This window comes from Streptococcus sp. V940, assembly GCF_054353495.1.
On sequence record NZ_JBTHHZ010000001.1, the window covers coordinates 775,526 to 791,782 of the forward strand.

At 38.8% G+C, this 16,257-nt stretch carries 12 protein-coding genes; 1 reads left to right on the forward strand and 11 read right to left on the reverse strand.

Annotated elements, in window-relative coordinates; genetic code table 11:
- Positions 1–163: 163 nt before the first annotated feature.
- Positions 164–1,468 carry a surface-displayed alpha-enolase gene (gene eno, locus ACXYSM_RS03930; protein ID WP_254724142.1) on the reverse strand — a complete coding sequence of 435 codons (1,305 nt, stop codon included), beginning with the start codon at positions 1,466–1,468 and terminating at the stop codon, positions 164–166.
- A 163-nt stretch (positions 1,469–1,631) separates the two neighbouring features.
- Here eno and ACXYSM_RS03935 point away from each other — a divergent pair, with 163 nt between their 5' ends.
- Positions 1,632–2,075, forward strand: a complete 444-nt coding sequence (locus ACXYSM_RS03935) for a DUF1694 domain-containing protein (RefSeq protein WP_458634435.1) — start codon at positions 1,632–1,634, stop codon at positions 2,073–2,075.
- A gap of 2 nt (positions 2,076–2,077) precedes the next feature.
- Here the strand turns inward: ACXYSM_RS03935 and ACXYSM_RS03940 are convergent, their stop codons facing one another.
- From ACXYSM_RS03940 to ACXYSM_RS03985, 10 genes are all read right to left on the reverse strand, one after another.
- On the reverse strand, positions 2,078–3,187 hold the full coding sequence (locus tag ACXYSM_RS03940; protein ID WP_458634436.1) for a glycerate kinase: 1,110 nt from the start codon (positions 3,185–3,187) through the stop codon (positions 2,078–2,080).
- An 18-nt stretch (positions 3,188–3,205) separates the two neighbouring features.
- The gene (gene serB / locus ACXYSM_RS03945; RefSeq protein ID WP_458634437.1) at positions 3,206–3,847 is read right to left on the reverse strand and encodes a phosphoserine phosphatase SerB; all 642 of its coding nucleotides are present in this window, start codon (positions 3,845–3,847) and stop codon (positions 3,206–3,208) included.
- A gap of 62 nt (positions 3,848–3,909) precedes the next feature.
- Positions 3,910–5,343, reverse strand: a complete 1,434-nt coding sequence (gene glgA, locus ACXYSM_RS03950) for a glycogen synthase GlgA (protein ID WP_458634438.1) — start codon at positions 5,341–5,343, stop codon at positions 3,910–3,912.
- Complete coding sequence (glgD, locus tag ACXYSM_RS03955) at positions 5,340–6,479, reverse strand: glucose-1-phosphate adenylyltransferase subunit GlgD (RefSeq protein ID WP_458634439.1); 1,140 nt, start codon at positions 6,477–6,479, stop codon at positions 5,340–5,342. Before glgD ends, glgA begins: the two co-directional genes overlap by 4 nt.
- Complete coding sequence (locus ACXYSM_RS03960; RefSeq protein ID WP_004253502.1) at positions 6,469–7,611, reverse strand: glucose-1-phosphate adenylyltransferase; 1,143 nt, start codon at positions 7,609–7,611, stop codon at positions 6,469–6,471. The genes glgD and ACXYSM_RS03960 overlap by 11 nt, the downstream gene beginning before the upstream one ends.
- Positions 7,601–9,529 carry a 1,4-alpha-glucan branching protein GlgB gene (glgB, locus tag ACXYSM_RS03965; RefSeq protein ID WP_004253500.1) on the reverse strand — a complete coding sequence of 643 codons (1,929 nt, stop codon included), beginning with the start codon at positions 9,527–9,529 and terminating at the stop codon, positions 7,601–7,603. The genes ACXYSM_RS03960 and glgB overlap by 11 nt, the downstream gene beginning before the upstream one ends.
- 406 nt (positions 9,530–9,935) lie before the next feature.
- Entirely contained in the window at positions 9,936–12,218 is a 2,283-nt protein-coding gene (gene pulA, locus ACXYSM_RS03970; protein WP_458634440.1) for a type I pullulanase, read from the reverse strand.
- A gap of 108 nt (positions 12,219–12,326) precedes the next feature.
- Entirely contained in the window at positions 12,327–14,285 is a 1,959-nt protein-coding gene (gene ligA, locus ACXYSM_RS03975; protein WP_458634441.1) for an NAD-dependent DNA ligase LigA, read from the reverse strand.
- 92 nt (positions 14,286–14,377) lie between these two features.
- On the reverse strand, positions 14,378–15,637 hold the full coding sequence (locus ACXYSM_RS03980) for a nucleobase:cation symporter-2 family protein (protein ID WP_314943653.1): 1,260 nt from the start codon (positions 15,635–15,637) through the stop codon (positions 14,378–14,380).
- On the reverse strand, positions 15,637–16,218 hold the full coding sequence (locus ACXYSM_RS03985; protein ID WP_414309610.1) for a xanthine phosphoribosyltransferase: 582 nt from the start codon (positions 16,216–16,218) through the stop codon (positions 15,637–15,639). The genes ACXYSM_RS03980 and ACXYSM_RS03985 overlap by 1 nt, the downstream gene beginning before the upstream one ends.
- Between the last annotated feature and the right edge of the window lie 39 nt (positions 16,219–16,257).

Consider the following 16,257-nt stretch of genomic DNA (forward strand, 5'->3'; position numbering starts at 1 on the left):
CTTTCTCAGTTTTCCTGGGTATTATTATACCAAAAAAACGTTTAAAAATCTCTCTTTTCACCTCTAGAATACGAAAACAAGACTGGATTTCTTTGGGCTTGTCTAATAATATACAAAAGCCCTCGGAAATATCCAAGGGCTTTCATTAGTTCACTGAACTAGATTATTTTTTAAGGTTGTAGAATGATTTCAATCCACGGTATTCAGCTACTTCACCAAGTTGATCTTCGATGCGAAGCAATTGGTTGTATTTAGCGATACGGTCTGTACGTGAAAGTGAACCAGTCTTGATTTGTCCTGCGTTTGTTGCAACTGCGATGTCAGCGATTGTTGAATCTTCAGTTTCACCTGAACGGTGTGATACAACGGCAGTGTAACCAGCTTCTTTCGCCATTTCGATAGCGTCGAATGTTTCAGTAAGAGTACCGATTTGGTTAACTTTGATAAGGATTGAGTTAGCAGCACCTTCTTCGATACCACGTGAAAGGTAGTCAGTGTTTGTTACGAAGAAGTCGTCACCAACCAATTGAACTTTACCACCAAGACGTTCAGTAAGAGCTTTCCAACCGTCCCAGTCGTTTTCGTCCATACCATCTTCGATAGTGATGATTGGGTATTTGTTTACCAATTCTTCAAGGTAGTCGATTTGTTCAGCAGCAGTGCGGACAGCAGCTCCTTCACCTTCGAATTTAGTGTAGTCGTATACTTGACGTTCTTTATCGTAGAATTCTGATGATGCACAGTCAAATCCGATAAATACGTCTTTACCTGGAACATAACCAGCAGCTTCGATAGCAGCAAGGATAGTTTCAACACCATCTTCAGTTCCTTCGAAACGAGGAGCGAATCCACCTTCGTCACCTACAGCTGTTTCAAGACCACGAGATTTAAGGATTTTCTTAAGTGCGTGGAAGATTTCAGCACCCCAACGAAGAGCTTCTTTGAATGTAGGTGCACCAGCAGGTACGATCATGAATTCTTGGAAAGCGATTGGAGCATCTGAGTGAGATCCACCATTGATGATGTTCATCATTGGAGTTGGAAGAACTTTAGTGTTGAATCCACCAAGGTAGCTGTAAAGTGGGATTTCAAGGTAGTCAGCAGCAGCACGAGCTACAGCGATAGACACACCAAGGATTGCGTTTGCACCCAATTTACCTTTGTTAGGAGTACCGTCAAGAGCGATCATAGCACGGTCGATAGCTTGTTGGTCACGTACATCATAGCCGATAATAGCTTCAGCAATAATGTTATTTACGTTGTCAACAGCTTTTTGTGTACCAAGACCACCGTAACGAGATTTGTCACCGTCGCGAAGTTCAACTGCTTCGTGTTCACCAGTAGAAGCTCCTGATGGAACCATACCACGTCCGAAAGCACCTGATTCAGTATAAACTTCTACTTCAAGTGTTGGGTTACCGCGTGAGTCTAGGACTTCGCGAGCGTAAACATCAGTAATAATTGACATTTTTTACTCTCCTTTGAGTTAAATTATTTTACACCTCTATGATACATCAAAAAGATACCTTTTTCAAGAAAAAACGTTATCTTTGTGCAAATTTTCCTTAAGTTTGTTAAGTAATCGCTTTCTTTTCCGCCTTATCTATAGACTTTTATGATATACTATATTTATGACTGATGTATCAAAACAAATATTAGAAAAAGCTCATGGCGGGCTTGAATTAAATCCCGACGAACAAAGACGTTTTCTTGGTACCTTTGAAGAACGTGTTCTTGGCTACGCTGAACTCGCTACTGCGAATGATGACAAATTTCAAAAAGGTTTTTTGACTATTTTAGAGTGCTTAAAAAAAGAAACTGAACCTCTATTTGTCAAAATTTCTCCTCAAGTTGAGTTTGAAAAACAGGTCTATTATTTAAAACAAGCTAAAGATTCTGATTGCCAAGCAACTATCGTTTCTGAAGATCATAACTCTTCTCCTTTCGGACTGGTTATCCATAGCGATGTTCCGGTTCAAACAAGTGAAAAAGACCTCAGAAAGGCCTTTTCAGACTTATGGCAAGAGAAAGAGACGAAAGCTCCTACTTCTCTCTGGAAAAAATGGTTTGGTTAACTCTACCTCAAAGACATGATTCGTGCGATACTTGCAGCTGTATTTTCTAGATAAACAGCTGCTTTTTTTAGACTGTCTGCTAACGGTTCGCTTTTTGCAAGTATGGAAAAAGCTGCGACTATATTCTCAAATGGTAAGGGTGGTAAATCCTCTGATAAACTACCACAAATAGCAATAACTGGAACACCATTTGGTGTTCTTTTTGCTACACCGATTGGTGCCTTACCTGCCAAACTTTGAGTATCCAACCTTCCTTCACCAACTATAACGAGATCCGCATCTGCGACCTGTTCATCAAATTTCACTAAATCTAAACATGTTTGGATACCAGATACAATCTCTGCTCCAGCAAAGACACACAAACCAGCTGCAATCCCACCACCAGCTCCAGCACCCTCTAATTTTGATATTTCAGGTGCGACTTTACCATAAAAGTTTTCAATAGCAATATCAACGTCTTGGAATTTAGCAGGGTTTAATCCTTTTTGTTTTCCAAATGTATAGGTGGCTCCATGAGGTCCACAGAGAGGATTGGACACATCCGCTAAAATTTTGATACGAACATCTGCAGGAACAGATGAGGCTTTATCTTTCGAAATATGACTAATTTCAAACAAGGACTGGCCACAAGCCTCCAGTTCAATTCCATTTTCATCATAAAATTGATATCCGAGTCCTGCAGCAATGCCAATTCCACCATCGTTACTAGCTGTACCACCGACACCAACGTAGATATCTTTGATTCCTTGTTCTATCAAATGGAGAATAAGTTGACCAATTCCCTTTGTTTGAATCTCTAGAGGATTACGTTTATCAAAAGGGATTTTAGCAAGACCTACTAAATTTGCAACTTCAAATAGAGCTAATTCTCTTTTTTGAAAGTAAGACATCAAAACCTCATCACCAAAAGGTCCAGTTACCTGGACTCTTTTTTCTTCCAAACCAAGAGAACTTTTAATGGCATCTACTGTTCCTTCACCTCCATCACCAACAGGTAAAAGTAAACATTCCACGTTAGGTATGGCCCTTTCGAATCCTCTTTTTATAGCTTCTGCCACTTCGTTTGCAGGAAGACTCTCCTTGAAGGAGTCCGGCGCGATAACAACTTTCATTTTGATTCCTCTTTCTATCTAAAGGAAGTCTATCATTTCCAAAACTTTCCCAAAATCTCTCTCATCTACCTGAAGATTTATTTCCTTTTTCACAATATCCTTGGCACAAAAGGCTATTCCAAGTCCTGCACTTTTAAGCATTTTTAAGTCATTAGCTCCATCACCGATTGCAATCGTTCTATCAAATGGCACTTCTAATTCTTCAGCCCATCTCACGAGGGTTGCTTCTTTTACTTCTCTGCTTATAATAGGACCAATTAGATTTCCAGTTAAATGATCATCTCTGATTTCCAGTTGATTAGCAGTATATAATGAAATTCCCAAATCTTTTGCTAATCTTTCTACAATAGTGATAAATCCGCCTGATACTAAGCCGACATCTATCTGATTTTCTTGAAGAACTTTAATAAACTTAGCAGCGTTTTTACTAAGGTGAAGTTCATGATAAATCTTATCGAAAACATTGATAGAGAGACCTTTAAGAAGAGAAACACGTCTTTTTAAACTTGCTTCGAAGTCTAATTCTCCTCTCATAGCTTGAGCTGTTAGCAGGGCTACTTCTTCTTCGCACTCTGCCTCTTTCCCTAATAAATCAATAACCTCTTCTTCTATTAGAGTTCCATCAACATCTAGGACACAGATTCCTCTAGCTTTGTTCATTTATTCCCCATACTTTCATCATCTCAAAAAATCGTATGAAAGCATCATACGATTTTATTTATTTAATTTGCTAAGCTGTGATATAAATCAAGATAAGACTGACAAGCTGTATCCCAAGAGAAATCACATTCCATAGCTTGTACTTGAAGTTTCTTCCAAACATCAGGATGATTATAGTAAACATCCAAAGCAGTTTGAAGAGCCCAGTTAAGCCAGTAAGAGGTTAAGTTATTAAAACTAAATCCTGTACCCGTTCCTTCAATTGGATTAAACGGTTGAACAGTATCTCTCAACCCGCCTACCTCATGAACAAGTGGTAATGTTCCATAACGCATAGCCATCATTTGAGAAAGTCCACAAGGTTCAAAACGACTTGGCATGAGGAAAATATCACAGGCTGCATAAATTTCTTGTGCTAGCTTGACATCAAAGGTAATATTGGCAGAAAGTTTATCCGGGAACACTTGGCTAAACCATGAGAAGGCTTGTTCAAATCCAGGATCACCTGTACCCAAGAGAACGATTTGAACGTCTTCCTGAAGCATGCGATGCAGGCCTTCAACTACAACATCAAAGCCTTTCTGTCTTGTTAAACGTGACACAATGCCAATCATTGGAACATCAGCACGTACTGGAAGACCAACTTTTTCTTGGAGTTTAGCTTTGTTTTGAGCTTTCCCTGATAGGTCTGACTTGTTAAAATGATAATCCAACAAAGGATCCGTCTCTGGATTATAAAGGTCAGTATCAATTCCATTTACGATACCAGATACCTTACCGGACTCCATTCGAAGAATCTGATCCAAACCACAACCAAACTCTGTAGTCATGATTTCATAGGCATAACTTGGAGATACAGTTGTTACACGATCAGCATAGAGAATACCAGCTTTCATCCAGTTAAGACAGTCATTCCAGCGAACTGTACCATCCGCATAGCGCTCAAAACCAACTCGGAACAAATCCCAAAGCATACCTTCAGAGAATTGGCCTTGGAATTCCAAATTATGGATCGTTAAAACAGTCTTAATGTTTTGGTAGGCCTGGATCCATCTGTATTTTTCCTTCAACAAGAAAGGAATCATAGCTGTATGATAATCATGAGCATGAAGAACATCTGGAATAAATCCAATGCGCTCCAGAGCCTCCAGAGCCGCAAGTTGGAAGAAGGCAAAACGTTCACCATCATCGAAATCACCATACACATGACCACGGAAGAAATAATACTGGTTGTCAATAAAGTAGAAAGTAACACCATTTAAAACAGTCTTCTTAATGCCACAAAATTGTCTACGCCAACCAACGTATACTTCAAATTGAAGAACATCTTCAATTTGATCTCCAAACTTGGCTTCCACCATGTCATAGTATGGCAGGATAACAGCAACTTCATGGCCGGCTTTAACTAATGATTTTGGAAGAGCTCCAATAACATCTCCCAAGCCACCTGTTTTAGAAAAAGGAGCTCCTTCTGCTGCTACAAATAAAATTTTCATGAAAGAATGTCCTCTGTTACTTTTTCACCCTTTTTGATGACAACAGGATTTTCTGCTGTACCACGAATAACAACTCCTTCAGCTACTTCAGCACCCTTATCAATAATTGCGTATTCAACTTGAGCGCCTTCGCCAATGACAACACGAGGGAAAATAATAGATTCTTTAACTAAGCTATCTTTATGAATTTGAACATTACGTGAAACAACTGAACGAACAACCTTACCTTCGACAATACTACCAGAAGCAAACTGCGAAGTATTTACTTCACAACCAGGTGCATAATAAGTTGGTTCTTCGTTTTTCACCTTTGTGTGAATCTTTTGATTTGGAGAGAATAAAGAGTAGAATTTATGCAGATCAAGCATATCAATATTGGCTTGGTAGTATGTTTCTACAGAATGAATATTAGCTAAGTAACCAGTATACTCATAGGCAAAAGCACCTGATTCCGCTGCTAAGTCACGTAGAACATAACGTAGTTTTTCTGGGTGTTCTTTCTGAGCTTCTTCTTCCAGACGTTCAATCAACCATTGAGTATCTACAACAAAGATATCCGTTGACATGTTGTAGTATTCTTGTTCAGCTTTTTTATCGAAGAGTTTGTGAGAGAGCACGTGGTCAGTTTCATCAATTTCTAAGATAGCATTTACTTCTGAAATATCCTTTTTAGGTAGTTTCTTATAAACAACCGTAATAGGAGATTTTGTAGTATTATGCAAATGGAAAACCTGAGTAAGATCAATATTTACCAAAACGTCACAGTTCAAGGAAACCGTTTGGTTAGATCCAGAACGTTTTAAATAAGTCAAGAGTTGTTGATAATACTCTTTACCAACAGTACTACTTTCCACACGAGTATTGTAGATTCCAAGATAGTAGTGGCTAAGAAGGGTATTCAAGCCCCACTCGCGACCTGAACGAATGTGGTCGAAAACTGAGCTGATATTATCTTGTTGGAAGATTCCAAAGACACTACGAACACCAGCATTTGCTAAACTTGAGAGTGGGAAGTCAATCAAACGATACTTTCCTCCAAATGGCAAACTTGCCACTGGACGGTTACTTGTCAAGGTTGACATATCATGGAAACCAACGGTATTTCCTAAAATCGCTGAATATTTATCAATCTTCATCTGTTGCTACCCCCACTACTTCGTTATATCCGACTACTTGTACTTCTTCTGTACCATCAATTTCAACACCATCGGCAATAATTGCACCTTCACCGATGATTGCACGTGTAATTTTAGCACCTCTACCGATAACTGCTCCGCTCATGATGACAGAATCAACAACTTCTGCTCCCTTACGAACTTGAGCAGCTGTAGAAAGAATGGAATGTTTTACAGTACCATTCACGTAACATCCATCTACTACTAGAGAGTCTTCTACTTGAGCAAATTCTCCAAGGTAGTTTGGTGGAGCGATAAGGTTACGAGAATAAATTTTCCATTGACGATTTCGGCTATCTAGAGCATTTTCTGGAGAGATGTATTCCATATTTGCTTCCCAAAGAGATTCGATTGTACCAACATCCTTCCAGTATCCATTGAATTCATAAGCATAGACACTTTCACCTGTCTCAAGATAATTTGGAATAACATTCTTTCCGAAATCAGACATATCTAGGTTAGCCTTTTCAGCAGCAACTAGCATGTTGCGAAGTCGTTTCCAGTCAAAGATATAAATCCCCATTGATGCCTTGGTTGATTTTGGTTGGGCAGGTTTTTCTTCGAATTCAACAATGCGATTATTAGCATCTGTATTCATGATACCGAAACGACTAGCTTCTTTTAGTGGTACATCCAAAACAGCTACTGTCAAGCTGGCATTGTTATCCTTGTGTGATTGGAGCATATCATCATAGTCCATCTTGTAGATATGGTCTCCTGAAAGAATCAAAACATACTCAGGATTAATGCTATCGATATAGTCAATATTTTGGTAAATGGCATGACTTGTACCTTCAAACCAACGATTTCCTTCACTTGCAGAGTAAGGTTGAAGGATAGAAACACCTGAATCAATTACATCAAGACCCCAACTCGAACCATTACCAATGTGGCTGTTGAGAGCTAGTGGTTGATACTGTGTAATAACCCCAACATTATGGATACCAGAGTTGGCACAGTTAGAAAGAGCAAAGTCAATGATACGATAGCGCCCACCAAATTGCACAGCAGGTTTTGCAATGCTTTGAGTGAGTTTACCGAGACGAGTTCCTTGCCCACCGGCAAGGATTAAAGCTAGCATTTCATTCTTCATTTTCTACTCCTTTTTGAGATTTATTTGATTCTTTTTTAGCGGGTTTCAAGCGACGTTTGATTTTCCAGATACTTGCCCCCAAAGCTGGCAAGGTAAAGGTCAAAGTCTGCTCATAATCCTTCCATAATCCTTCTTGAGTTTGAACGGTTTGATTGTGTTCTTTCCAAACACCTCCCCATTGTTCCAACTCTGTATTCCAAATTTCTTCATACACACCTGCAACTGGCAGTCCAATTGTGAAATCAGGACGTTCGACTGGTGCCATATTAAAGACACAGACTAGCATCTCGCCTTTCTTTCCTTTACGAATAAAGGAAAGAACACTCTGATCTCTATTATCTGCATCGATAATTTCAATTCCATCATAGCTTGTATCAATTTCCCAAAGACAGCGGTGGTCCTTATAAAGTTGATTCAACTGAGATGTGAAGTATTTCATCTTGGCATTCATTGGATCTTCAAGGTTTGACCATTCTAATTGCTCTTCTGATTTCCACTCTAAGAATTGACCGAATTCGCTACCCATAAAGAGCAATTTCTTACCAGGGTGACAAATTTGATAAGTATAAAGATTTCTAAGGCCTGCAAATTGATTATAACGATCCCCCCACATCTTATGCATCATACTCTTCTTACCATGTACAACCTCATCATGTGAGAATGGTAGGAGATAATTTTCATTAAAGACATACATAAAACTGAAGGTTACAAGGTTAAAATCATACTTGCGGTAAATTGGATCTTCTTCGTAGAAACGTAAGATATCATTCATCCAGCCCATGTTCCACTTATAGTCAAATCCAAGACCACCCATCTCTTTCGGACCTGTTATTTTAGTTGCCGAAGAGCTTTCTTCTGCAATCATCATGACATCAGGGTGAGCTAGCTTAATAACAGTATTTAAACGCTGAAGGAAATAATAACCTTCGTAGTTAAGATTTCCACCGTCTTTATTTGGTGTCCAAGGTGCATTATCATAATCAAGATAAAGGATATTACTTACGGCATCTACACGGATACCATCTAAATGATAAAAATCAATCCAGAACTTAATGCTAGAAATTAGGAAAGATTGTACTTCGTTTTTCCCTAAGTCGAAGTTTAATGCCCCCCAACCATAGTTATGAGCTTTGTTATGGTCTTGATATTCAAAAGTCGGAGTTCCATCATAGTAGGCTAAGGCATCATCATTGATTGTAAAGTGTCCTGGAACCCAGTCCACGATAACACCGATATTGTTTAAATGACACTCCTCAACAAAGTCTTGAAACTCTTCTGGTCTTCCGTAAGAATGTTCTAAACCGAAATATCCCATAAGTTGATAGCCCCAACTCAAACCTAGCGGGTGAGCCATCAAAGGCATAAACTCTATATGAGTGTAGTTCATTTCAACTAAGTAAGGAATCAACTCTTCTTTTAATTGAGCAAAACTATATGGAGTTCCATCTGGATTTCGTTTCCACGAACCAGCGTGTGCTTCGTAAATATTAACTGGCCTTTCGAAGAATCCCAAACGTTTTCTACGAGCTAACCAAAGTCCATCCTTCCATTTCTTTTCTGGAATTTCTGTTAGAACAGCCCCTGTTCCTGGACGTGCTTCATAACGAACAGCTAAAGGATCAATTTTCATAAGCTGATGACCGTTAGCCCGTGTGATATGATATTTATAAATCTGACCTTCTTGGGCAAAAGTTGTAAAAACTTCCCAAACTCCAGATTCGTTTCGAACCATAGGGATTTGATTTTCAACCCAATTCGTGAAATCACCGACTAGATGAACAGCCTGCGCATTTGGAGCCCAAACACGGAATGTGTAACCCCATTCCCCGTCTTTCTCCTCACGATGTGCGCCCAAATAGTGCTGAAGATGGAAATTTTCGCCTGTTGTAAAAGTTCTTAAAGCTTCTAATGTATCCATAAATCCCCCTTTATATTGTAAGCGTTTTCTATATTTCTATTATACTATCTTTTAAGAAAACTTTCAACCAATTTCCGAATTATCATAAATATTTTTTAGAAAATCTTCAAGTAATTATCTTGACATTTCTTAAATTTTCAGTATTTATTGATATTCTACCTTGATATCAGTTTTTGTAGCATTAAATCACTTACAATATTTTTTCAATGCTCATTTTGCAAAACAGATACTTTAAAAACTTAACGTTATTTTCATGAATCAAACTTTTTGTTCGGATAAAGTATCTTAAATACAATTTTATCAAATTTTCTGAAATTTTCAACTATTTTTAGTAATATTCCCATATTTTTTATTAGGACAAATTTATATATAAAAAAACTCAAGATTAATCTTGAGTTTTATTTTTTTAAACTAAAACATTCATAACTGCAACGCTCACATTATCAAGAGTGTTTTCTTGGTTTGAACGACTATTTGTAACCAACATCTCTAGATTTCCAGCATTTTCATAATAGAAAGATGCACCTTTGGCATTAAATACAACCAAGAAATGTTCTTTAGTTCCCTGAATCTCATAGACAATCCAGCCACTATTTTCAATAGCTGTGTGAACAAAGACGTGACGGTATACTTCCTCGTATGTAGGGTATGAAAAGGCACTAGTCTTTGTTTTAAGACCTATAATCTGACGAATAAATTCAATGCTTTCTTGACGCTCATTGATTAAGTCCCAGTCTACCTGGTTAACAGCGTCTGGAGCATTGTAACTGTTCATAGCACGTTCGCGATCATCATGAGTCAACTCACCGTTTTCACCTGTAGCAACCAGTTTGGTACGTCCAAACTCTTGACCAAGTTCCATAAAGGAGATACCTTGCATGAGTAGATTCATTGCAGTTGCTGTTTCTACCTTTTTCATAATACTTGCTTGGTCTTCTGTTGGATGAAGTGTTGCTAATAAATCATGCAAGTTATAGTTATCATGGGCTTCTACATAGTTGACAACCTGGTTAGGGCTTAGATAAGAGCCGAGTTCACGACTACCAAGGATAGCTTTGGCAACAATCGGTTCAGTGGCTGCACCACTTACGAAGCCTGATTTAATATCACCATAAACTTCAGCACCCTTAATCGCATTACGTTGATCATCATTGAAAAATCCAATATTAGGTAACTGATAGGCATTGTCTTTCTTAGCCTTATCATATGGTGCAAGACCTGTCCCCATATCCCAGCCTTCTCCATAAAGGATGATTTTAGGATCAACTTCATCCATAGCCCAACGGATCATCTGCATCGTTTTAACATCATGGATTCCCATCAAATCAAAGCGGAAACCATCAATATTAAACTCATTCACCCAATAAAGAAGTGAATCAATCATGTACTTACGGAACATTTCGTGTTCACTAGCAGTCTCATTTCCTACACCAGTACCATTTTGATAACTTCCATCGAGGTTCATTCGGTAATAATAGTCTGGGACTGTTGTTTGGAATGGGGCATCAACAGTTGAAAACGTATGGTTGTATACAACGTCCATGATGACACCAATACCAGCATCATGATAGGCTTGAATCATCGTCTTCAAATCGCGGATAACTTGACCTGGATCATTTGGATTCGTAGACATGCTGGTTTCTGGTGCATTGTAGTTTTGTGGATCGTAACCCCAGTTGTAGGTCACATTTCCATCTGCATCATACTCTTTGTGACGATCAGCAATTGGTTGCAGTTGAACATAGTTAACACCAAGTTCCTTGATGTAGTCAAATGCAGTAGACTGACCGAAGTGATTGACTGTTCCAGTCTGGGCAGCACCCAAGAATGTTCCTCTTAATTCTGGAGCAACACCAGAAGTTTCAGACTTGGTCAAGTCACGAATATGCATTTCGTAAACAACCGCTTGACAAGAATTTTCCAATCGCCAAGTAGCTTCCGTTCCATTCTTAACTTCAAAACCTTCAACTTGACGTTCTTTTTCTGAAAGAATCGCTGAACGTTTGCCATCTGGACTTGTCGCAATGGTATATGGATCTCGTGTCAATGATTGATGATGTGGAAAATTAATCTGATATTGATAGGCACGACCAGCAAGACTTTCAGGAACTGTCAAATTCCAAACGCCAATTGTATTATCCTTGTGACTATATGAATAACTGTTACCACGTTGCATTTCATAAGTCTTTAGGATAGCCGCATCATTACTTGCTGATTCATAAACTACAACTTGTACAGTTGTTGCTGTTGGCGACCAAAGTTTAAAGCTTGTTTCTTCTTCAGAAACCTGGCATCCCAACTCTCCTTGGTAACCCCAGTGGTGATCAAAACTAGCACTGTTAATCGCTTTATCAAAAGCAAATGGATTTTGATCTTTATAGTGTGGACTTGCAATGGCTGGGTTTTCAGAATAATAAACGGTGGCATCTCCATCTAAAATCCAAACTTCTGTTAAGAGTGGATAATGATTGAATCGGATAGGATATTCTTTGCTTACTCCATCTTTATCAACTGTAAACACCATTTGTTCAAGAGGTGTTTCACTTGATTGGGTAAATGAAAATTTTTCTCCAAAGTATTCTTGCTCTTTAACAAATTCTACTGAATCAGCTGGCCATTTACTAAAGTTGCAACTCTGATATGCTTCATCCTTACGATGATAATGAATAAGTACAGGATAATTGTACATAGTTCTCCCTAATTTCTAATTGTTAAATTTTTCTAAAAAATAGTATCTTTTTTTTCTCGTTGAACACAGAAATCTAAACTGTTCATCTAAGCTAGTAGTGTATATTGTTTACAAACTCTCCAACCATGCTTCATCTCGAATCTCAATTCCAAGTTCTTGTGCTTTTTGGAGTTTGCTACCTGCATCTACTCCTGCTAACACAAGATCGGTCTTCTTCGATACGCTACCCGTTACCTTGGCACCAAGATTTTCGAGCTTACTTTTGGCTTCTGAGCGAGTAAGACGTTCAAGTTTCCCTGTCAATACAACAGTTAGACCTGATAAGGCAGCATCTGCTGCAACGACCTGGCCTTTATAGTCTAGATTAACACCTAATTCTTTCAATTCACTTAAAAGAATTTTTGCACCCTCAGTCTCAAAATAAGATTGGAGACTTTGAGCAATAACACTTCCCAGACTTTCAATACCTGCAACTTCATCAGGATTTGCTTGTGCTAGTGATTCGATTGAATGGAAATGTTGTAAGAGTAACTGACTTGCCTTACTTCCAACGTGACGAATCCCTAAACCAAACAAAAGTTTTTCAGCAGAATTTTCTTTAGAAGCTTGAATAGCCTGATAAAGTTTTTGAGCTGATTTCTCCTTGATGCCGTCTAGCAAGAGAAAATCTTCCACAGTTAAGCGATAAATATCCGCAACATCTTTAACTAAATTGGCGGCAAATAATTTTTCTACGATTGATGGACCAAGGCCAGAGATATTCATGGCATCACGGGATGCGAAGTGAATTAGACCTTCCTTGATTTGAGCTGGACAACGTGGGTTTATACAACGAAGAGCCACCTCATCTTCAAAGTGTAACAGCTTGCTCTCACAACTTGGACAGTTTGTTGGAATATCTAGTTTCTCCTCAGAAACTCGCTTAGACTCAACCACTCGTAAGACAGCTGGTATGATATCCCCTGCCTTATAAACAATCACTGTATCATCCTTGCGGATATCCTTTTCAGCGATATAGTCTACATTATGCAGGGTTGCACGACTAACTGTTGTACCTGCCAATTGCACCGGAGTAAGATTAGCAGTCGGAGTTACGACACCAGTTCTTCCTACTGTCCAGTCAACAGAAAGCAATTTTGCTTCTTTTTCTTCTGCAGGGAACTTATAAGCGACTGCCCACTTAGGCGCTTTAACTGTAAAACCAAGTTGCTCTTGACCAGCTAGGTCGTTGACCTTAATCACGACACCGTCGATATCATAAGGCAACTGGTCTCTTTCTTGACCAACTTCTTGGATAAATTCCCAAACTTCATCCATGCTATGGGCTAATAGTCGTCTAGGGTTAACCACAAAGCCCAACTTTTCCAGATGATTTAAAACCTTCTCTTGGCTGTCTCTAGTTGAAGGACTAGCTTCCTGATAGAGGAAGGTTGCAAGATTGCGTTTAGCTACTACTGCTGTATCTAACTGACGAAGGGTCCCTGCAGCAGCATTTCGTGGATTAGCAAACTCTGGCTCCCCGTTTTCTTGACGAGAAAGATTGACTTGATTGAAAGAAGCTCTTGGCATATAACATTCACCACGAACTGTTATATCTATTTTTTCAGATAATGATAAAGGAATGTCCTTGACACGTTTGAGATTTTCTGTGATATTCTCACCGACTGAACCATCACCACGAGTCGCTCCAGCAACAAAAATTCCTTGCTCATAAGTCAAGGAAATCGATAAACCATCAATTTTCAACTCACAGATATAAGTAACATCATCCAATTCTTTACGAACACGCGCATCAAAGGCATCGAGTTCTTCACGTGAAAAAGCATCCTGCAAACTATAGAGAGGATACTGATGGCTATATTTTTCAAATCCATCTAGAATCTTACCGCCAACACGGTGGGTTGGACTATCTGGCAAGACTTGCTCTGGATGAGCTTTTTCTAACTCTACCAGTTCACGATAGAGACGATCATACTCACTATCAGATACAGATGGGTTATCACTTGTATAATACTCTGTCGCATAGCGATTGAGCAACTCAACGAGCTCTTTCATTCTTTCATTCATAGAACCATTTTACCATAAAAAGGACTATAGAAACAATACAGAAGCTCTAAAAAACAAAATGAGAAGGATATTTCTATCCTTCTCACTTATTTTTATTTTTTACGATTCAAAATAGCGTTCAAAATGATGGCTACTGTACTTGCAATGACGATACCATTTGAGAAGAACATCTGTAATTCTGTTGGTAAAGTATTGAAGAGATTGCTTCCGTTCAATCCAACCCCAGCAGAAATAGACACTGCTGCAATGAGAAAGTTGTGTTCATTGTGCTCAAAGTCTACACGAGCCAAGATTTGCATCCCTTGGAGAGACACGAAACCGAACATGACGAGCATAGCTCCACCTAGAACAGGACTAGGAATAATCTGTGCCAAGGCTCCAAACTTAGGCAAGAGACCGAGCAAGATGAGGAATCCTGCTGCGTAGTAGATTGGTAGACGTGTACGAATACCTGAAAGTTTCACCAAACCTACGTTTTGTGAAAATCCTGTATAAGGGAAGGTATTGAAAAGTCCACCAAGTAAGACAGCAAGACCTTCAGCACGATAACCATTACGAAGACGAGTACTATCAATTGGATCTTTAGTAATATCAGAAAGAGCAAGATATACACCTGTTGATTCTACCATTGATACAGTAGCAATAATACACATCATGACAATAGAAGAAATCTCAAATTGTGGAGCACCAAAGTAGAATGGAGTTGGGATATGAACAAGTGGAGCTTCTGCTACTGGAGAGAAATCAACCAAGCCCATAGTCGCAGCGATGATAGTACCTGCAATCAAACCAATCAAAATTGAAATTGACTTAATAAATCCTTTTGTAAAAATATTGACCAAAAGAATGATGAGAATGGTGATTGTTGCTAATGCTAAACTTTGTCCCGTTGGTTTTTCGACGTTATTTCCCATATTTCCGATAGCTACTGGAATCAAGGTCAATCCGATTGTTGTAATGACAGAACCTGTTACGATTGAAGGAAACAGATTAGCAATCTTAGAAAATACGCCTGCTACAAGAACGACATAAATACCAGAAGCAATCAAGGCACCAAACATAGCACCACTACCGTGACTTTGTCCAATCATAATAAGTGGAGCAACAGACTGAAAGGCCACACCCAGAACAACCGGTAAACCGACTCCGAAATATTTATTTAATTGTAACTGCAATAGAGTTGCGACCCCACACATAAAGATATCTGTAGAGATAAGGTATGTCAGTTGTTGAGGTGAATAACCTAGGGCACCTGCAATCATGATTGGTACCAGGATTGAACCTGAGTACATGGCAAGTAAGTGTTGCAAGCCCAATACGGCCGCTTTTGAGTGGTTTTCTTTTTGATTCATTAGATGTCTGCCTCCTTGAAGATAACTCTTCCATTTTCAAAACGCTCTAAACGAGCAAGTGATACTACCTGATGACCTGATTTTTCTAACAGTTCACGACCATCTTGGAAAGATTTTTCAATCACAATCCCGACGGCCTCGACTGTAGCACCAGCTTGTTCGATAATCTGAATCAAACCATTAGCTGCTTGACCATTAGCCAAGAAATCATCAATAATTAATACTTTATCTCCAGGAGATAAGAACTTCCCTGCAATGGATACGGTACTAGTAACTTGTTTAGTGAAAGAATAAACCTCAGCAGTCAAAATTCCTTCATTCATGGTAATATTTTTTGCCTTCTTAGCAAAAATCATAGGTACATCTAATTGTTCAGCAACATACAGAGCTGGAGCAATTCCAGATGCTTCAATGGTTACGACTTTGGTAATACCTGCATTTTTAAAATATTCTGCAAAGGTGCGACCAATCTCGCGCATTAAGGAAAAATCCACTTGGTGAGTCAAGAATGAATCCACCTTAAGAATATTCTCACCTAGAATATTCCCATCTTTTAAAATACGTTCCTCTAGTAATTTCACAATAACCTCCGAAATAAAAAGGGACTTACAAAGCAAGTC